General features: G+C 59.6%; 14 protein-coding genes. 4 read left to right on the top strand and 10 right to left on the bottom strand.

The annotated features are described in order from the left end of the window. Positions 1–35: 35 nt before the first annotated feature. The 4 genes from ACXJKO_RS13585 to ACXJKO_RS13570 all read left to right on the top strand — a co-directional run bounded on the left by ACXJKO_RS13585 (position 36) and on the right by ACXJKO_RS13570 (position 9720). A complete protein-coding gene (locus ACXJKO_RS13585) occupies positions 36–965 on the top strand; it encodes a LysR family transcriptional regulator (protein WP_457091618.1) in 930 nt (309 codons plus the stop codon). A gap of 203 nt (positions 966–1168) precedes the next feature. Further along, positions 1169–7015, top strand: a complete 5847-nt coding sequence (locus tag ACXJKO_RS13580) for a HAMP domain-containing protein (protein WP_457091617.1) — start codon at positions 1169–1171, stop codon at positions 7013–7015. A 62-nt stretch (positions 7016–7077) separates the two neighbouring features. Next, on the top strand, positions 7078–9111 hold the full coding sequence (locus ACXJKO_RS13575) for a response regulator (RefSeq protein WP_457091616.1): 2034 nt from the start codon (positions 7078–7080) through the stop codon (positions 9109–9111). Positions 9112–9129: 18 nt separating this feature from the next. Further along, positions 9130–9720, top strand: a complete 591-nt coding sequence (locus tag ACXJKO_RS13570) for a 3'-5' exonuclease (RefSeq protein ID WP_457091615.1) — start codon at positions 9130–9132, stop codon at positions 9718–9720. 9 nt (positions 9721–9729) lie between these two features. On the opposite strand, the gene ACXJKO_RS13565 is transcribed toward ACXJKO_RS13570, so the two are convergent. The 10 genes from ACXJKO_RS13565 to ACXJKO_RS13520 all read right to left on the bottom strand — a co-directional run. Further along, positions 9730–10407 carry a helix-turn-helix domain-containing protein gene (locus ACXJKO_RS13565; protein WP_457091614.1) on the bottom strand — a complete coding sequence of 226 codons (678 nt, stop codon included), beginning with the start codon at positions 10405–10407 and terminating at the stop codon, positions 9730–9732. Positions 10408–10520: 113 nt separating this feature from the next. Continuing rightward, positions 10521–10898 (bottom strand): response regulator transcription factor, encoded by a 378-nt coding sequence (locus ACXJKO_RS13560; RefSeq protein ID WP_457091613.1) that lies wholly within the window; start codon positions 10896–10898, stop codon positions 10521–10523. A 114-nt stretch (positions 10899–11012) separates the two neighbouring features. After that, entirely contained in the window at positions 11013–11648 is a 636-nt protein-coding gene (gene fixJ, locus ACXJKO_RS13555; protein WP_457091612.1) for a response regulator FixJ, read from the bottom strand. Next, complete coding sequence (locus ACXJKO_RS13550; RefSeq protein WP_457091631.1) at positions 11638–13086, bottom strand: PAS domain-containing sensor histidine kinase; 1449 nt, start codon at positions 13084–13086, stop codon at positions 11638–11640. Before ACXJKO_RS13550 ends, fixJ begins: the two co-directional genes overlap by 11 nt. 209 nt (positions 13087–13295) lie before the next feature. Continuing rightward, the gene (locus ACXJKO_RS13545; RefSeq protein ID WP_457091611.1) at positions 13296–14411 is read right to left on the bottom strand and encodes a hypothetical protein; all 1116 of its coding nucleotides are present in this window, start codon (positions 14409–14411) and stop codon (positions 13296–13298) included. Further along, on the bottom strand, positions 14408–14557 hold the full coding sequence (gene ccoS / locus ACXJKO_RS13540) for a cbb3-type cytochrome oxidase assembly protein CcoS (protein WP_441983844.1): 150 nt from the start codon (positions 14555–14557) through the stop codon (positions 14408–14410). Before ccoS ends, ACXJKO_RS13545 begins: the two co-directional genes overlap by 4 nt. 2 nt (positions 14558–14559) lie before the next feature. Next, positions 14560–16806 (bottom strand): heavy metal translocating P-type ATPase, encoded by a 2247-nt coding sequence (locus tag ACXJKO_RS13535; RefSeq protein WP_457091610.1) that lies wholly within the window; start codon positions 16804–16806, stop codon positions 14560–14562. Positions 16807–16817: 11 nt separating this feature from the next. Further along, on the bottom strand, positions 16818–17315 hold the full coding sequence (locus tag ACXJKO_RS13530) for a FixH family protein (protein ID WP_457091609.1): 498 nt from the start codon (positions 17313–17315) through the stop codon (positions 16818–16820). Between the two features lie 13 nt (positions 17316–17328). Then, positions 17329–18795: a cytochrome c oxidase accessory protein CcoG gene (ccoG, locus tag ACXJKO_RS13525; RefSeq protein WP_457091608.1), complete on the bottom strand. Its 1467-nt coding sequence runs from the start codon at positions 18793–18795 to the stop codon at positions 17329–17331. Positions 18796–18919: 124 nt separating this feature from the next. Continuing rightward, positions 18920–19331: c-type cytochrome (locus tag ACXJKO_RS13520; RefSeq protein WP_457091607.1), on the bottom strand; the 412-nt coding region annotated here is incomplete at its 5' end.

Here is a 19331-nt window from a genome sequence, read left to right as displayed (position 1 = left end):
ATCGAATAAGACTTCACACCTGAGGAGTGAGGTTTATGCTCGATCGTATTACCGGCATGCAGATCTTCGTTCGCGTTGCCGCTCTCGGCAGTCTGTCCGCCGCAGCGCGGGCCTTGGGCATTTCGCAGACCATGGCCACCAAGCATGTCGGTGCCATTGAGGAGCGCCTCGGCGTCAAGCTGCTGCACCGAACCACGAGGCGCCTGACCTTGACCGAGGCCGGCAGACGCTATCTCGAAAGCGCCGAGCGGATTTTGTCAGAGGTCGAGGAGGCGGAAGCGGCAGCCTCGGCGGACCGGCTGGAGGTGCGCGGCGTCTTGCGAGTCAATGCTCCGGTGTCATTCGGTTTCCGGGAGGTCGCTCCCCTTCTTGCCGAATTCTCCCGTCTGCATCCATCCGTCACCATCGATCTTGGTTTGAACGACCGCTTCGTCGATCTGATCGAGGAGGGCTGGGACGTGGCGGTGCGGATCGGTCGGTTGCGGGATTCGACGATGATCGCGCGCAGGCTCGCTCCATGTCGCCTCGCCGTGTGCGGATCGCCCGGCTACCTTGCCGAGCGAGGCATGCCGAAGACGGTTGCCGATCTCGCCGCTCATAATTGCCTGGGCTACACGCTCTCGAAGGCCTTGGGGCCACAGGAATGGTCCTTCGAAGCGGATGGCCGCGTGAAGGTGTCGATCAAAGGCAATCTGATGGTCAACAACGGCGATGCCCTGGTTGCGGCAGCCGTTGGCGGGCAGGGGCTTATTTACGAGCCGACATTCGTCGTCGGCGATGAACTCCGAGCAGGGCGACTCGTTGCACTCGCTCTCGACCATCCGTCTCTGGAGCTTCCCGGTGTCTTTGCCGTCTATCCTTCGAACAGACACCCCCCGGCGAAGGTGAGGGCCTTCGTCGACTTTCTGGCACAACGGTTCGGAGCCAATCCGCCTTGGGATCGCGAGCTCCATCTGACGACTTGAAATGGCCATGCGACGCCCGTTTGATCCAATCTAACGTTACACGTTCCGATTGGAAATTTTAGGCTAACTCCCCCTTGGAACTTTCTATCCGAGCCTACGTTATGGATGGTTGGCATCCGTCCAGAGGTCCTTAAAACGCCCGCCGGATGCCCTTGCATAAAGGGGTGCCGGGCCCGTTGCCCGGATGTGTAATGGGGGGCTGCATGCCACAAGTCGAAACCGCTGCTCCGCAGCTTGATCCCAAGCTGCTTCTTAAAGTTCTGCGTGCTTTCCGGAAAGGCGATTTCTCCGCCCGCCTGCCATCCGACATGATCGGGATCGATGGCGAGATCGCAGAGGCCTTCAACGATATCGCCGACCTGAACCAGGGGCTCGCCAGTGAGCTGGAGCGCGTGGCAAAGGTCGTCGGCAAGGAAGGCAGGATTGGCGAGCGCGGGCGTCTTGCCGGTGCAACCGGATGCTGGAGCGAGTGCGTCGACTCGGTCAATTCCATGATCGGCGACATTGTGCAGCCGACAATCGAAGTGGCCCGCGTGATCGGCGCCGTGGCAAAGGGCGATCTCAGCCAGACTATCGAGCTTGAAACCGAAGGGCGCCCCTTGCGCGGCGAGTTCTTGCGGATCGGCAAGGTCGTGAACACCATGGTGGGCCAGCTCGGTAGCTTCGCGTCGGAAGTCACCCGTGTGGCGCGCGAGGTGGGCTCCGAAGGTAAGCTCGGTGGGCAGGCCAAGGTCAAGGGTGTCGCCGGCACCTGGAAGGATCTCACCGATAACGTGAATCTCATGGCGGCCAACCTGACCGGTCAGGTCCGTAACATTGCCGAGGTCACGACGGCTGTCGCCATGGGCGATCTCTCCAAGAAGATTACCGTAGAAGTACGCGGCGAAATYCTGGAGCTYAAGRACACCATCAACACGATGGTSGAYCAGCTCAACKSCTTCGCGGGCGAAGTGACSCGCGTGGCGCGCGAAGTGGGCACGGAAGGCAAGCTCGGCGGACAGGCCCAGGTGCGCGGCGTCGGCGGCGTCTGGAAGGATCTCACCGAGAACGTGAACATGATGGCCGCGAACCTGACCGGTCAGGTGCGTAACATCGCAGAGGTCACGACCGCCGTCGCGCGGGGTGATCTTTCCAAGAAAATCACGGTCGATGTGAAAGGCGAGATTCTTGCCTTGAAATCTACGATCAACACCATGGTGGATCAGCTCAATTCCTTCGCATCGGAAGTGACGCGTGTCGCCAAGGAGGTCGGTTCAGAAGGCAAGCTCGGAGGGCAGGCGCAGGTCGAAGGCGTCGGTGGTGTCTGGCGCGACTTAACCGAGAACGTGAACATGATGGCGGCGAACCTGACCGGTCAGGTTCGTAACATTGCAGAAGTCACGACGGCTGTCGCAAATGGCGATCTTTCGAAGAAAATCACTGTGGAGGTGCGTGGTGAAATCTCGGAGCTGAAGAACACCATCAACACGATGGTGGATCAGCTCAATTCCTTCGCCTCGGAAGTGACGCGCGTGGCCCGCGAGGTGGGCTCCGAGGGCAAGCTTGGTGGTCAGGCCCAGGTGCGCGGCGTGGCCGGAACTTGGAAGGACCTCACCGATAATGTGAACCTCATGGCGGCCAACCTAACGGGACAGGTGCGAAATATCGCCGAAGTCACAACGGCAGTCGCAAATGGCGATCTCTCCAAGAAGATCACCGTCGAGGTGCGCGGCGAAATCCTTGAACTGAAGAACACCATCAACACCATGGTGGACCAGTTGAACTCCTTTGCCTCGGAAGTGACCCGCGTGGCCCGCGAGGTGGGCTCCGAAGGAAAGCTCGGTGGTCAGGCGCGCGTGGAAGGTGTCGCGGGAACTTGGAAAGACCTCACGGACAACGTGAATCTGATGGCCGCAAACCTGACCGGTCAGGTGCGTAACATCGCGGAAGTCACGACCGCCGTCGCCATGGGCGATCTCTCTAAAAAGATCACCGTCGATGTGAAGGGCGAAATCTTAGAGCTCAAGAACACCATTAACACCATGGTGGATCAGCTCAATTCGTTTGCGGGCGAGGTGACCCGCGTGGCGAAGGAAGTGGGGTCAGAGGGCAAACTTGGCGGCCAAGCGCAGGTGCGCGGCGTGGCCGGAACGTGGAAGGATCTCACGGACAACGTCAATATGATGGCAGCGAACCTCACCGGACAGGTCCGTAACATCGCGGAGGTGACCACCGCTGTCGCCATGGGCGACCTTTCAAAGAAGATCACTGTGGCCGTTGAAGGTGAAATTCTGGAGCTGAAGAACACCATCAACACCATGGTCGACMAGCTCAATTCGTTTGCGGGCGAGGTGACCCGCGTGGCGCGCGAAGTGGGCACGGAAGGCAAGCTCGGTGGACAGGCCCAGGTGCGCGGTGTCGGCGGCGTTTGGAAGGACCTGACTGAGAACGTGAACATGATGGCGGCGAACCTGACCGGTCAGGTGCGTAACATTGCAGAAGTCACGACCGCTGTCGCAAATGGCGATCTTTCGAAGAAGATTACCGTCGATGTCCGTGGCGAAATCCTCGAACTCAAATCGACCATCAATACCATGGTCGATCAGCTGAATTCCTTCGCATCGGAAGTGACGCGCGTGGCGCGTGAAGTGGGCATCGAGGGAAAACTCGGTGGCCAGGCTCAGGTGCGCGGCGTGGCCGGCACGTGGAAGGATCTGACTGACAATGTGAATATGATGGCGAACAACCTCACCGGTCAGGTGCGCGGTATCGCCAGCGTCGTGACGGCCGTTGCGGAGGGTGACCTCAAGCGAAAGCTGACCGTCGACGCCAAGGGTGAGATTGCTGCCTTGGCCGAGACGATCAACGAGATGATCGACACGCTTGCGACCTTTGCCGATCAGGTGACGAACGTCGCTCGTGAGGTGGGTGTCGAAGGAAAGCTGGGTGGACAGGCGAGGGTGCCCGGCGCCGCGGGCCTCTGGCGAGATCTGACGGATAACGTGAACCAGCTGGCCGCAAACCTGACGACGCAGGTGCGTGCTATCGCCGACGTGGCCACGGCTGTGACGAAGGGCGATCTGACGCGATCCATTTCGGTGGAGGCCTCCGGTGAGCTGGCGTCCCTCAAGGACAACGTCAATGAAATGATCCGCAACTTGCGCGACACGACGCTCAAGAATGCGGAGCAGGATTGGCTCAAGACCAATCTCACCAAGTTTACCCGCATGCTGCAGGGTGAGCGGGATCTTACAACCGTCTCGAACATGATCCTTTCCGAGATTGCGCCGCTGGTGAATGCACAGCACGGTGTGTTCTACACGGTCGATGCAGCAGAAGACGAAGAGCCGGCTCTCGATCTGGTTGCCTCCTACGCCTTCACCGAACGGAAGCGGCTCGCCAATCGGTTCCGCATGAAGGAAGGCTTGGTCGGGCAGGTTGCGCATGAGAAGAAGCGTATTCTTCTCACGAGCGCTCCCGGCGATTACGTCAAGATCAGCTCGGGCCTGGGTGAGGCTCCACCCCTGAACATCATCGTCCTGCCAGTTCTCTTCGAGCAGGAGGTAAAGGCGGTAATCGAGCTTGCCTCCTTCAACCGTTTCTCCGAAGCGCATCAGTCGTTCCTCGACCAATTGACCGAGTCCATCGGCATCGTTCTCAATACGATTGCCGCCAATATGCGCACCGAAGGCCTGCTGAAGCAGTCGCAACTTCTGACGACCGAGCTTCAAAGCCAGCAGGAAGAGCTGAAGAATACCAATGACCGCCTGGAGCAGCAGGCTGCGACCCTGCGCCAGTCGGAGGAACTCCTGCGCCAGCAACAGGAAGCGTTGCAAAAGACCAATGAGGAGCTCGAGGACAAGGCGCGGCTTCTCGAATTGCAGAAGCAGGAAGTCGAGGACAAGAACCGCGAGGTCTCGGTTGCCAAGACCGCTCTCGAGGAGAAAGCCGAACAGCTTTCCCTGACCTCACGCTATAAGTCGCAGTTCCTAGCCAACATGAGCCATGAGCTTCGTACACCGCTCAACTCGCTTCTGATTCTGTCGAAGCTTCTCACGGAGAACCCGGACGGCAATCTCACGGACAAGCAGAAGGAGTTTGCCAAGACGATCCACGCTGCAGGATCCGATCTGCTTTCCTTGATCAACGACATTCTAGACTTGTCGAAAATCGAGTCCGGCACCGTCAGTCTCGAAGTCACCAATGTCGGCTTCGGCGACCTAGTCAATCATGTGGAGCGGACATTCCGGCAGATTGCCGAGGATCGGAAGCTCGATTTCCATATAGATGTCGATGGCAAGCTTCCGCCAGCCATTCGAACGGATTCGAAGCGGCTCCAGCAGGTTCTCCGCAATCTTCTCTCGAACGCTTTCAAGTTTACGGAGAAGGGTGGGGTCAGCCTTCAGATCGGTTCCGCAGAGGGTTCACCGCTGCGTGCCGGCAGCCAGTGGATTTCCATCTCGGTCACCGATACCGGCATCGGTATCCCTGAGGACAAACTGCGCATCATCTTCGAGGCCTTCCAGCAAGCCGACGGCACGACGAGCCGGAAATATGGCGGCACGGGTCTCGGCCTGTCCATCAGCCGTGAGATCGCTCGGCTGCTCGGTGGCGAGATCGTTGTATCGAGCATACCGGAGCAGGGTTCGACCTTCACGCTCTTCCTTCCCATCGAGCCGCCTGCCGGCTACGGAGTGCCGTCGCCCACACTGAGCGCCCGCGCTAACGGCAATGCCTATTCGTCCGGAATGGAGGAAGCGCCTTCTGCCATTCTGCGGCAGCCGCCTGCCGCGATGGCGCTTTCCGCGTCTCTCGATGACAGGCATGCCATCGTCAATGGGGACAAGGTTGTCCTCATTGTCGAGGACGATGCGATGTTCGCATCGGTTCTGCTCGAGCTTGCCCGCGAGCAAGGTTTCAAGGGCCTRATTGCCATGGATGGCGCAGCCGCGCTGGCGTTGGCTCATCGCTACAAGCCGCACGCGATCACACTCGATATCGGCCTGCCCGATATGGATGGATGGGCGTTGCTCGATCTGTTGAAGCACGATCCAAGAACCCGGCATGTTCCAATTCATGTCATCTCGGTCGATGACCAGAAGAAGCGCGGTCTCAAAGCCGGTGCCTTCGGCTTCCTTGAGAAGCCGGTTGACCGTGATGCCTTGATGACAGCGCTCAATAAGACGAAAGACTTCATTGATCGTCCGGTTAAGAAGCTCATTTTGGTTGAGGACGACGACAACCAACGCATGAGCATTTCAGAACTCATGAAGAGCGAGAAGGTCGATGTGACGGCAGTTGGAACGGCTGAGGGTGCGCTTGAAACGATTCAGGCGCGGCAGTTCGATTGCGCCGTCGTCGATCTGGGCCTGCCGGACCTGCCGGGGGCTGAACTCATCGAGCGCATCCGCAAGACCAAGGGCGGTGAGGATCTGCCGATCATCATTTATACGGGCCAGGATCTGAGCAAGTCCGAAGAGCGCAAGCTCGAGCAGATTGCGGCGACGGTGATCGTAAAGGGAGAGGGTTCGTCGGAACGGCTCCTCAACGACACGGCCCTGTTCCTTCACCGTTCGATCAGCGCGATTCCCGATGGCGACCAGATCATCGTCGAGTCGAGAGCTGATGGCTCTCTCGAAGGGAAGAAGGTGCTCATCATCGATGATGACATGCGCAATATCTTCTCCCTGACCAGCGCTCTCGAGCAATATGGATTGACGGTCATCTTCGCCGAGAATGGCTTGGAAGGGATCGATCGCCTGAAGGAAACGCCGGATGTCGACATTGCCTTGGTCGATATCATGATGCCGGAGATGGATGGGTACGAGACGATGCGGGAGATCCGGAGCGATCCCCGTTACCATGAGATCCCCCTTATCGCCGTTACCGCGAAAGCCATGATGGGTGATCGAGAGAAGTGCCTTGAGGCGGGTGCAACGGATTATGTCTCGAAACCTGTCGACCTCGATCAACTTCTCGCCGTCTTGCGCGTTCAATTGAGTCGAAGCACCTATGTGCCGAATGGAAGGGACGTTGCTAATGGCTCAGCAGAGACCGGTCTGAGATCATGATGGAACCTATCGGACTGCCGCAGCCACCGTTTGACCTGGAAAGTCAGACTATGCGTCGAGCCATGTCCGATCGGGTCCTCGCGAAGATTCTTGTCGTCGACGATGATCCGCGCAATATCATCGCTGTCCAAGAGGTTCTTCGCTCTCCCGACATTGAGATCGTTACCGCCGATTGCGGGGAGGCCGCTTTAAGGCATGTTCTGAAGGACGACTTTGCGGTAATTCTTCTCGATGTTCAGATGCCGAGAATGGATGGCTATGAAGTTGCGGGCCTCATACGCAATCGGCCGCGCTCATCGCGCGTCCCTATCCTGTTCCTGACGGCGTTCAACAAGGACGACATGCATGTTTTCCGCGGCTATTCGGCGGGCGCCGTGGATTATGTCTTCAAGCCGATCGAGCCCTTGATCCTGAAATCGAAGGTCGATGTCTTCGTCGACCTTTACCGCAAGACCGAGGAAATCAGGCGACAGGGAGAGGAGGAGCGGCGGCTACTGATGGAGAACCTCCGGGTGCGGAGCGAGAAGCTCAAAACCGAGCAGGCGTTGCGCCGTCGCGAGGAGCACCAGTCCATCGTCCTTCAATCCCTTCCCATCGCGCTTTATACGGCGTCTGTCCAGGAAGATCACCGCCAGCTTCATTTTACGAATGAAAGCATCGAGAGGATCACCGGATTCCCGCCCGGAGCTTTTCTTGCATCGCCCGATTTCTGGGCTTCGCGCATTCACCCGGATGACCGTGACCGGATCCTCACGCAACTCAAGCAGCTGCCGGATCAGGGAGCCGTGACCTTGGAATATCGCTGGACCTGCGCTGATGGTACGGAGCGGTTCTTCCTTGATCAGACCATGCTCATGCATGACGAGAATGGACGCCCTCGTGAGTTCTTCGGCATGTGGTTCGATATCTCCGAGCGCAAGCAGATGGAGCAGAACCTGCTCCATGCGAGCAAGCTCGAAGCAGTAGGCCGACTGACCGGCGGTATCGCTCACGACTTCAACAACATGCTGAGTGTTGTGATCGGCAATCTCGACCTCTTACAGAAGACGATCAAGGGTAACGCGAAGGCTGAGCCGCGCGTGAGGATGGCGATGGAGGGCGCGCAGCGCTGCGCCGATCTGACCCACAGGCTGCTCGCATTTTCACGGCGCCAGCCGTTGCAAGTATCGGTCATCGATGTTGCGGCGCTTATGCCAGGCCTGCTGGAACTCATGCGCCGAACACTTGGCGAGCACATCAACGTCAAGCTTGATATTCAGGGCGCTGGCCATCCTATCCAGGTCGACCGGGCGCAATTGGAAGCGGCGCTCCTGAACCTCGCCGTCAATGCCCGGGATGCGATGCCCCAAGGCGGTGATCTATCCATTTCCGTCAAGGGCGAGACGCTTGAAGAGGGGCGAGCCGAGCGTGCGGGCGATTATATCGCCATTGAAGTCAGCGATACCGGCACTGGAATGCCGCCTGAAGTGCTGGAGCGTGTCTTCGAGCCATTCTTCACGACGAAAGAGAGCGGCAAGGGCACAGGCCTCGGCTTGAGCATGGTCTACGGCTTCGTTCAGCAATCCCATGGCCATGTGGAAGTCGACAGCGTGCCAGGCCAGGGAACTGCCATCCGCATCTATCTTCCCCGAGCAAACGGAGCCGCAGAGGTCATCGCCGACAAGCAGGGCTTGGTCGCGAAGCCGTTCGGTGAAGGGCAGACCGTTCTAGTCGTCGAGGATAATCCCGCTGTCCGGCAGGTTGCCATCTCGACCCTCATGTCCCTCGACTTCAAGGTCATCGAAGCTGCAACGGGTGATGAAGCTGCCCGAATTCTGAGATCCAACGATCAAGTGCGGCTCGTCTTGTCAGATGTTCGCATGCCTGGAGAACTGACGGGCATCGACCTTGCCCGCCTGATCAAACGCGAGCGGCCCGACATCCAGATTCTTCTGACCACAGGTTATGTAGACAGCGAAGAGGCATTGGGTGATGTCGAGCTTCTCTACAAGCCTTATCGCGCGACCGATCTGGCCGAGAAGATCCAGTTGCTGATGGACAATATGCCAAAGCCACTCAGCCGCAAGCCTCCCTTTCTTGAAGTTGTATCGGCTTGAAATGTGAGCGGCAGAAACATGCCTGAAATCGTTTTCCTGGATTTCGAGGCCTCATCGCTGGAAAAGACAAGCTATCCGATCGAAGTTGCCTGGGTCACGGCATCCGAGCATGAAGAAAGCCATTTGATCAAGCCTGCGCCTGAATGGACGGATTGGTCGGCTGAGGCGGAGGCGATCCATAAAATTCAGCGGGTGCAGTTGATTGCGGAAGGCAAGCCGCATGATGAGCTGGCTCGGCGCATGGTGGAGGTACTGAGGGATCATGCGCTCTATGCCAGCGCACCATCCTGGGATGGGCAATGGTTGAGCAAGCTCCTGCGGGCCGCTGGCCTCCCACGGCACACTTTGCGTCTGCAAGATACAGAAGTGGTTCGAAAGGAATCGGCTGAGAAAATTCTCAAGGATGTGCCGATGCCGGATGCCGAGCGGGCACAAGTGATCGAACGGATTCTTGCTGAGGCGCTTTTGGAAAGTGATCGCCTCGGGCCGCCTGCCCACCGTGCCCTCGCCGATGCGAAGCGCGAGCTTGATATCTGGAAAGATATCTGCGCGCGGGCCGATGCCGAAGCTCGGACCCGTCGCAAGGACGAAGAGCGTAGCGCCTTCTGAATTCAAGCATCAGGTATCGAGACGCTCCAAAGCAGCCTTGTCGCGCAGAATGATGGAACGACGGTGGGCCGGCAGCTCGATGACTCCCTGACGCTCAAACTGAGTCAGAGAGCGCGAAACAGTCTCGATCGTCAAACCGAGATGATCGGCGATATCGGTACGGGACATGGGAAGGTCCACATGGCCGTTCTCGGTAAGACGCTTCGAGAGAACCAACAGAAAGGTCGCGATCTTTTCCAGAGCATTCTTTCTGCCGAGCAGAAGCATATGAGATTGGGCTCGCTCAAGCGCCTGCATCATGGACCCGATCACCTGATGAGCGAAGGCTTGGTCTCGCAGGGCGAGGGCCTCCAGGCTGCAACGGCGGAAGGCAATGACGGTGACGTCGCCCAGGGCCTCGGCGCTGAAGCGGTGCTCTTCGCCAGTTTCCAGGCCGAAGATATCGCCGGGGAGATGGAAGGCGTCGATCTGGCGGCGCCCGTCGCTGAGGAGCTTGAAGGTGCGCACCGCGCCGGAAACCACCTTGTAAAAATAGGCGGCCCGGTCACCCTCAGCAAAGATCTCCTCATCCTTCGTCGCTGTCCGGGCCGTGCCCAGCTCAGGAGCAGACCTAGGCGAAGAGATGTTGCGCAGAAGCGCCGCGTTCGGGGCAATTTGAGTGCTGATGGAAGCGTGCGCGGTCTGCATGGGGATCTCGGCGGTGGTTTGTGTCTGACGTGAGTTCAGAGTTAGCCCGCCGATGAGGTGCGCAAAATTCAGATGCTCTCCGTAAGGGATTCCCCGTAGCCGGAGGCTATGGCCTAACCTGGCGAAGTGAGAGCCCCTCGGATGCTGTCGACCAGCGTCCCATCTTCCAAAGGCTTTTCAATGACTTGGCGAAAACCAGAGCGGGCTGCGCGGCGGCGCATGTCATCCGTGGCCCTGGCCGTGATGAGGATGGCCGGAAGCTTGACAAGGCGTCGTCGCAGCCTGTCGATGAGTTCGACGCCATTCATCCGGGGCATGTAGTAATCGACCACCAAGCACCCGTTGTCCGGCAGTTCCGGCTCAGCCAGCAGCTCGTCCGCGCCTTCATAAAGGCGCACGTTCAGCCCCTCGAGTTCGAGAGCGAACTTCAATGATTGTCGAACGGCGGCATCGTCGTCCACGACGATGACCGGCCCTGGTGTCATGGACATTATAAGGTCCTGCTGGATCCCTGGCCTTAGGATTGTCCCAGACCTATCCCAATCTTTGAGTGGAGAGGTTGATATGCCTCAACTCAAGGCCTGGATCCTATTCAGGAAATGTCCTTAAGGACGCTCGCCTGAGCCGCTCGGCTGCACGCCGACAAGCAGAGCCATACGCACGAGCTCCGAGAGACTTGAGGCTTGCATCTTCGTCATCACATTCGCACGATAGATTTCGACCGTTCGCGGGCTGATGCCGAGGTCATAGGCGATCACCTTGTTGGCCTTGCCGGCGACGAGACCTTCCAGCACCTGCTTTTCGCGCTCGGACAATCCCTGAACACGGGTGCGAACCTCAGCGGTTTGCGCGTCCTGGTGCGCATGCTTCTCCTGACGCTTCAGAGCGGCACGAACAATCGCGAGGAAAATATCATCGTCGAAGGGCTTCTCGATGAAATCGATGGCGCCTTCCTTCATGGCTTCCACAGCCAGGGGAACGTCTGCATGACCGGTCATGACGATGACCGGCAGCGCAAAGCCTCGGCTTTTCAAGTGCCGGAGAAACTGGATTCCATCGATGCCCGGCATGCGAACATCGGTGACGATGCACCCGTCGGAAGCATGCTTGACGCTGTCGAGGAATGCCGAGGCCGATTCATGCAAGCGGACGGGCAGTCCATCCGATGCCAGTAGGAACGACAGAGACTGGCGGACCGCCAGATCGTCATCGACCACATGCACAACCGCTTCACTCGGCATTCGCTAACTCCTCATGACTGACGGCACGGAGAGTGAACCTGAACGTCGTTCCTTTTCCGAGATCCGACTCGATCCAGATCTTGCCGCCATGAGATTCGACAATTGTCCGACAGATCGACAAGCCCACGCCCATGCCATGTTTCTTGGTGGTGATGAAGGGTTGGAACAGCTGCTCCAGAATGTGCGGCTCGATGCCGGTGCCGGTGTCACCGACGCTGATTTCCACAAGTCCATCCTGCGATGAGGATTGAGTGGCGATCACCAGTTCCCGGCGCGGCTCATCCTGCATGGCCTCGATCGCATTGCGGATCAGGTTCAGGAGAACTTGCTGGATCTGAATGCGATCGGCGAGCACGAGCTGTGCGTCGGGGTCGAAGCGGTAAGAGACACGCACGCCTTTCTCGCGAGCGCCGACAAGCGCCAATGCGCTGGCCTCCTGGACCAGCTTGGGCAGGTTCTCGATATGCCGTTCGCTCTCGCCGCGGGTGACGAACTCGCGCAGATGGCGGATAACCTGCCCGGCGCGCAAGGCCTGTTCGGCGGCCTCGTTCACCGCACCTTCCAGCATCGGCACTTCGTCGCCTGTCATGCGCTGAAGAATACGGCGGCAGCCCTTCAGATAATTTGCAATGGCCGTGAGAGGTTGGTTGATCTCGTGAGCGAGAGTGGAGGCCATTTCGCCGAGAGCGGTGAAGCGTGACATGTGTACGAGTTCCGATTGCAATTCCTGCAACCGCGCTTCTGTCTTCTGTCTCTCTGTCAGGTCACGGATGAAGCCGGTGAAATAGCGCTGTCCGCTCGAGCGCATTTCACCTACCGCCAGCTCGATAGGGAAGGTCGCCCCGTCCTTGCTCTGGCCGACGACGACACGCCCGATGCCGATGATCCGGCGTTCTCCGGTGGAGAGATAGCGATGCATGTAGTCGTCATGCTGATCGCGATAAGKGTTCGGCATCAGGATCTTGATGTTCTCACCGATGATCTCGGAGGCATCATAGCCGAACAGGCGCTCCGCGGCAGCGCTGAAGAATTGGRTGCGCGCCTGCTCGTCGATGACGATCATAGCATCGGGCACGGTCTCCAGGATGGAGCGCAGATGCGCCTCGCGGGTCCTGAGCGCTTCCTCGGCCGCGACACGCTCGGTGATGTCCCGGATGACCTGGGCGTAACCCAAGAGCTCTCCGCTTTCGCTTTTCAGCGGTGTCAGGCTCACATGGGCGATGAAGCTCGTGCCATCCTTGCGAAGGCGAATGCCTTGTTCCTCGAAGCGCCCGGTCTCGCGGGCGATCTCGAGTTCCTTCTCTGTCTTCCCGCTGGCGAGAGCGTCAGTGGGATGAAATATCGAGAAGTGACGACCGAGAATTTCGTCCCTGCGCCAACCGCCGATCTGCTCGGCGCCCGTGTTCCAGCTGATGATCCGCCCTTCGGTATCGAGCATGCAGATGGCATAATCCGTCACCGCATCGACCAGCAGCGCAAAGCTGACATCCTGGTGGGGCGGCGAGTGGGGGGTGGTCAAAAGCAAACTCCAGTCTGGGAGATTCGTCCTCGATGCCGTCGAAGCGGTATCGAGAAAAACGGTCACCATTCCTACGCTTTCCTAGCACAGCCTTGGCAGGCTTCCTACAGGTGTAAGAACCCGCCTTTTCAGGAAAACGCGCCTGCCGCCAGGGCCCCCAGCAATGCCGATCCGAGCAGGGCAGCGTCGTGGAGGCCCAGGAGCCAGCGGGACGGTTCCCCTGTCTCGTGAACCCACAGGGTGGTGCCGAGGGTGACCATGGACCAGCCGATGCCCAGGAGCGCCGCCGAGGCAGAAAAGCCTAAGGGGCTTCCAGACACGACAAACAGCATCCCAGCTACTGTCAGCAGCCCGCATCCGCCCAAGGCGATCCATTGGGGACGGGCCGATTTCGGCAAAGCGGCAAAGGCGAGGGAGGGGGCGTACATGGCAAGCACATGCCACGCGACGGCTCCCGTAATAGCCTCGGTGAGGCCGCAGCCCACCATGGCAATGGGTGTCGCACCCATCAGCGCAGCCATCGCGAACCAACCAAGGGCGCCGATTAGGCTCGGCCAAAGAATGCGCTGCCAGCCCTGGAGGCTGATTGTTCCGGTGGGGGCGGAATGTGTCCTGCGCGGAGGCAGGGCGGCTGTCGCGAGAAGCGAGCCTACATGAGCCAAGGCTGCGGTAACGGCCATGCCTACAAGCGCGTGTGGAATTGCCATGGCTTCGGCAGCGTTCGCGATTGTGGGAGCAACGAGACCAGCGAGCGTGGCTGCGCCGAACACCAGCAGAATGGACCTTGTATCCCTGGCTCCCAGCGGCGCTGCCGCGTGGCGATAAAAGAGGCTGAAACCATTGGCGATGCCGAGCCAGAACGCACCCAGCACCAATCCGCCGAAATGCCATTGCATCAAAGACCAAGCCAGGACCAAGCCGCCGGCGATGCCGAGACTGGCGCCCAATGAGAAGGCAGCGCGGCGGCCGACGGCATCGAGAAGCAGGGATGCGGGCAGACTTGCGACCGCAGCACCGGCATAGAACGCCGCATAGGGCAGGCTCACCCAGGCTCCATCGGGTGCGAGGGAGAGACCGGCGAGCGGAAGGATCGTCAGGGTAAGAACTTGCGACAGAACAGACAGGGCAAAGCCGATAGCCAGGAGCGCCGTTGCGCCGGGATTGCGCGAGTGCTCGGTCGCTCCAAGCGGCTCGCACATGCAGTCGAGCTGACCGGCGCGCGGGATGGCTGTCGAAAGAGTCATGGCTTGATGTCATCATCCGTCAGCACGCGCAAGGCCGCACCTTCCACGTCGTCATACTGACCATTCTTGAGCGACCACAGGAAGGCTGCGAGGCCTGACAATCCCAGCAGCAGCGCGGTCGGTACGAGGTAGATCAGAACTTGCATGGTCAGGCTCCTTGCAGGGCCGGCACTGTAGAGGCGGGTTGGTTGTAAGAGGTTTCTGGTGTTCCCTTCGTCTTGCCAAGGCGAGCCCGCAATGCATTGAGCGTCACGAGGCTCGATGAACCCGACATGGCGAGGGCCGCAACGAGCGGGGTGACATAGCCGAGAAAGGCAAGCGGGACGGCGATCAGGTTGTAGACCAGGGCGATGAGCAGGTTCTGGCGCATGAGGTTGTGAGCACGCCGCGCAATGACGAGCGCATCGAGGACTGGGGAAAGTTTCTCACCCAGAAAGACGGCATCGGCATGGGCCTGCGTCAGGTCGGCGGCCGTGATCGGTGAGATCGATACATCGGCGGCGGCAAGCGCGGGCGCATCGTTGAGACCGTCGCCGACCATAACCACCTCGCGACCGGATGCCTTCAGACGTTCGAGTTCTGCAATCTTGTCGGCAGGCTTGGCGCCGCCATGCCAATCAGCAATGTCTAGAACTGCAGCAATCGGTGCGACAGCCTCGGGGCGGTCGCCTGACAGGATCCGGCAATCGATGCCAAGATCGCGCAGAGCCTTGACCGTCGCCACCGCATCGGGACGCAGCGCCTGCCTGACCAGAAGGATCGCCCGCTCATGGCCATATGCGAAAGCGATCATGGAAGCATCTGTCGCCTTTGCCGATGTCGCGGCCGCGAGATCGATTGCGTCGCAGAAGGTGGGGCTTCCGATGCGAAGTTCGATCCCGTCCACAATTGTGCGGACACCCTGGCCGGCTTCTTCGAGAGCATCCTCGAAGGGACGGCGGTTCTTGGCCTCGTGAGCGACGGCGGCCGCTAGGGGATGATGGCTCGACATGGCGAGACGCGCTGCCGCTTCCAGTAGATCCGGACGGATCGCTTCCGCATTAGCAACACGCATCTCGGGCAGAGTAAGCGTTCCTGTTTTATCGAAAACAATCGTGTCGGCTCCGGCGAGCCGTTCCAGAGCATCCCCGGAATTCAGGAAGACATTGGACCGGAACAGGGCGCCGGACGCTACGACCTGCACCACAGGTACGGCCAATGCCAGGGCGCAAGGGCATGTGATGATGAGTACCGCAACGGCCGTGATGACCGCATCGTGCAGCGATGCACCGAATGCCATCCAGACGATCGCTGTCAGCGCGGCGGTGACATGCACGACCGGCGCGTAGCGACGAGCGACCTTGTCTGCTAGCTGGACATAGCGCGATCTTGCGGCCGATGCCGTCTCGAGCAGGCGCTCAACTTCGTCCAGCAGCGTGCCGCTTCCGGCGGCAGTCACTTGAATGGTCAGTGTGCCGTTGAAGTTCAGACTTCCCGCATAAACATTGCTGCCAGTGATGGCCTGACGACGCTCGGTCTCGCCGGTGACCAAGCTCTCATCCACTTCGGAGATACCAGAGAGGATGATGCCATCGACAGCGATCCGCTCACCAGGACGGACGAGAACCTTGTCGCCTAGCTTCAAGGCGGCGGTCGGAACAAGGAAGGGTTCGCCATCCCCATCGATGCGATGGGCGAGTTCGGCCTTCAGGGCCGCGAGATTGCCTGCGACCGCACGCGTTCTGCGGCGCATGGCCTGATCGAGATACCGGCCGCAGAGCAGGAAGAACAGCAGCATCACGACCGAATCGAAATAGGTATGCTCTGAATGATTGATGGTCTCGACTACCGACATGATCAGGGCAAGAAGGACACCGATGGTGATCGGCACATCCATATTGGTGCGCCGCGCTTTGAGCGCCCCTATGGCGCTGCGAAAGAAAGGCTGACCGGAATAGGCGACAGCCGGAAGCGCGATGAACGCTGCGAGCCAATGGAAAAAGTCCCGTGTTTCCGGCGTAATATCGGTGACATTGCCCGACCAGACGGAGACGGCAAGAAGCATGATGTTCATCGATGCGAAACCCGCGACGGCAAGGCACTTCAGCAGCCATTTGGCACGGCGTGTCTCTTCTTCCTCCAAGAGATGGGATTGATAGGGATGGGCACGGTAGCCGAGGCGCTGCAACTCATTGAGAATACCAGCGGGTGAGACCCCGGCATCCTGCCATTGCACAGCGAGGCGATGGTTGGTGTAGTTGAGGCGGGCATCGACGATTCCGGGAAGCTGGCACAGCCCGCCCTCGATTTCGTCTATGCAGGCAGCGCAATCGATACCCTCGATCGCCAGATCGAGATGGGACGTGCCGTCATCCTGACGCTTCACGAAAACCGACAGATCGATATTGTCCACCATCTGATCAATTCCTAAAGAGAGATGCGGCTCCTGGAGCGAAACACGGTTTCGTCGTCGCGCCTGAGGCCGATCACGAGATCCCACTGGCCTTCCGGCAGTGCGGTGAGACTTTCGAACCGGCCGGGCGTAGTCTCAACGAACTGAACAGGGACGTCCCGTCGCTTGTCCGTGGGATGGCCGAGCCGGATCTCGGTGGTCAAGCCGGAAAGGGGGGCCTGCTGAGCGTCACGGGCTGAGAGAACGATGCGGTTCGTCGTATCGTGCTGCAATCTCGCTTCGACATTCCAGTGAAGCGCATCCTGAGCATGTGCGGCCGCGACATCGTTCTTGAAGGACAATCCCGCCTTGTAGGAGCTTTCGGTTTCCACGCCGCTGAACGTCGACAGAGCGACGCGGACCATCACGAAGTTCATGGCAAAGACGATGCCGAAGAATGTCACGAAGCAGATCAGTACGGTGCGCCCGGTGATGACGCTAGGCGCGCGCGGCGCAGATGACAAGGTGGTCATGGACATCATCCTTTTAGGGCGCTTTGAAATGATCGTTCATACGGGATGAATCGCCGCTCGTCAGATCCGTCAGCGTGAAGTGAAGATCAGTTGAGGGAAGCGAAACTTCCTGCGCGGTGACGAGGACACGTGCTTCAAGGGTTTGGTCGGGGCCGACCAGAAGGATTGCGCGGCCCTGTTGGTCGATGTCGCCACCGACGATGTCGAGCTTGGCATCCGCCAATCCATCTACGGTCAGGGCATAACGGCGCTCATCAAGGTTCTTGTTGGCGACACGGATGGTGAAGCCGTTGCGGATGGAGCCGTCCGACAGGCGGACGAAAAGCGGATTGCGGTCATGCATGACGGTCAGGTAGTTAGTCTGACGCATGGCGAGCGAGCCGATCATAATCGCGCCCACGAGGGCGATGAGGCCGGCGTAGAACAACGTGCGTGGCCGTACGATGCGGCGCACCTCGGGGCGGCTTTCGATCCGCGCCCTCACGTTCATATCCGTGTCGTAGGCGATCAGGTCGGCCGGGCGGCCGATCTTGGCCATCACGGTGTTGCAGGCATCGATGCACAGACCACACTGAATGCAGTCCATCTGCAAGCCCTTGCGGATGTCTACGCCGGTAGGGCACACGGCAACGCACTGATCGCAGTCGATGCAATCGCCCGCCGGAAGGCCCTCCTTGCGCAAAACGTCGTTCTTCTTCATCGAGCCGCGAGGCTCGCCGCGGTCGTAGCGATAGGTGACGTTGAGCGCGTACTCATCCGTCAGCGCCGCCTGGATGCGTGGCCACGGGCACATGTAGGTGCAGACCTGTTCGCGCAGGAATCCGGCGAGCGTGTAGGTCGTGAAGGTGAGAATGCCGATCCACGTATAGGCAAGAAGCGGGGCCTGGAACGTAGCGAGCTCATAGACGAGCGTCGGCGCATCGGCGAAGTAGAGAACCCAGGCGCCGCCTGTCCACCAGGCGATCATCAGCCAGATGAAATGCTTCAGGGTCTTCTGCCACAGCACCTTGGCGGTCAGCTTCTCTTTGTCCTTGCGCATCCGGTCCCGGCGGTCACCTTCGATCAAGCGCTCCACCGCATAGAACAGGTCGGTCCATACCGTCTGCGGGCAGAGATAGCCGCACCAGATGCGGCCTGCCACGGCATTCATCAGGAAGAGAGTGAGGGAGGCGAGCACAAGGAGGCCGGTGAGGTAATAGACCTCCTGGGGCCAGACCTCGATGAAGAAGAAGTAGAGGCGGCCATTGGCGAGATCGACCAGGATGGCCTGATCCGGCGCATTCGGTCCGCGATCCCAACGGATGAAAGGCAGGAAGTAATAGATGCCGAGGGTGGCGGCGAGGACGATCCATTTGATCGTGCGCAGTCGGCCCTTCACGGCCTGAGGATAAATTTGCTTGCGAGGAACATAGAGAGGCGCGTCGTCGGCGGGTGCCGGAGCAGCCTGGAGGTTCTGGTGGGAGAGGGGGGCGTCAGCCATCGAATCCGTCGCAATCATCTCATCGAATGAGAACTTGGAATAGGACGGGGCCGGCTGTAGCGCCTTGATTTGAGTCAAGCATCGGCCGGAGGTCAGCCTCCAGCCGATGCAATTGCCACGCTTGTCAGCGCTGGTTGCCGCCGAGCGAATGGACGTAGAGCGTCAGCGCCTTGACGGTCGTATCGTCGAGACGGCCATGCCAGGCCGGCATCACGCCACCGCGGCCGTTCATCAGACCCTCGGTGATGACCGCCTTGTCGGAGCCGAAGAGCCAGATCTTATCGGCCAGGTTGGGCGCGCCCATGTCCTGATTGCCCAGGCCCTTTTCACCGTGGCAGGCCGCGCAATTTTCGGCGAAGACTTTGGCTCCGGCAGCGAGATCGGCGCCTTTCTCCGTCGGAAGCCCCGAGAGGGAGCGGACATAATCGGTCGCCTGCGAGATCTCCTCCCGCTTGAGCATCCCGTCGCGGCCGAAAGCGGGCATGGTGCCGGCATGGCCCTGGTCGCTCGTGGAGCGCGCGCCGTAGCGGATTGTC

It is taken from the genome of Microvirga sp. P5_D2 (assembly GCF_054049475.1).
This window is presented reverse-complemented; position numbering and strand designations above follow the sequence as displayed.

What these genes read in the sequence shown, in the direction of transcription:
- ACXJKO_RS13585 (WP_457091618.1), top strand. Translation starts at nt 36, where the DNA reads ATGCTCGATCGTATTACCGGCATGCAGATCTTCGTTCGCGTTGCCGCT.
- ACXJKO_RS13575 (WP_457091616.1), top strand. Translation starts at nt 7,078, where the DNA reads ATGTCCGATCGGGTCCTCGCGAAGATTCTTGTCGTCGACGATGATCCG.
- ACXJKO_RS13570 (WP_457091615.1), top strand. Translation starts at nt 9,130, where the DNA reads ATGCCTGAAATCGTTTTCCTGGATTTCGAGGCCTCATCGCTGGAAAAG.
- ACXJKO_RS13565 (WP_457091614.1), bottom strand. Translation starts at nt 10,407, where the DNA reads ATGCAGACCGCGCACGCTTCCATCAGCACTCAAATTGCCCCGAACGCG.
- ACXJKO_RS13560 (WP_457091613.1), bottom strand. Translation starts at nt 10,898, where the DNA reads ATGTCCATGACACCAGGGCCGGTCATCGTCGTGGACGACGATGCCGCC.
- fixJ (WP_457091612.1), bottom strand. Translation starts at nt 11,648, where the DNA reads ATGCCGAGTGAAGCGGTTGTGCATGTGGTCGATGACGATCTGGCGGTC.
- ACXJKO_RS13545 (WP_457091611.1), bottom strand. Translation starts at nt 14,411, where the DNA reads ATGACTCTTTCGACAGCCATCCCGCGCGCCGGTCAGCTCGACTGCATG.
- ccoS (WP_441983844.1), bottom strand. Translation starts at nt 14,557, where the DNA reads ATGCAAGTTCTGATCTACCTCGTACCGACCGCGCTGCTGCTGGGATTG.
- ACXJKO_RS13535 (WP_457091610.1), bottom strand. Translation starts at nt 16,806, where the DNA reads ATGGTGGACAATATCGATCTGTCGGTTTTCGTGAAGCGTCAGGATGAC.
- ACXJKO_RS13530 (WP_457091609.1), bottom strand. Translation starts at nt 17,315, where the DNA reads ATGACCACCTTGTCATCTGCGCCGCGCGCGCCTAGCGTCATCACCGGG.
- ccoG (WP_457091608.1), bottom strand. Translation starts at nt 18,795, where the DNA reads ATGGCTGACGCCCCCCTCTCCCACCAGAACCTCCAGGCTGCTCCGGCA.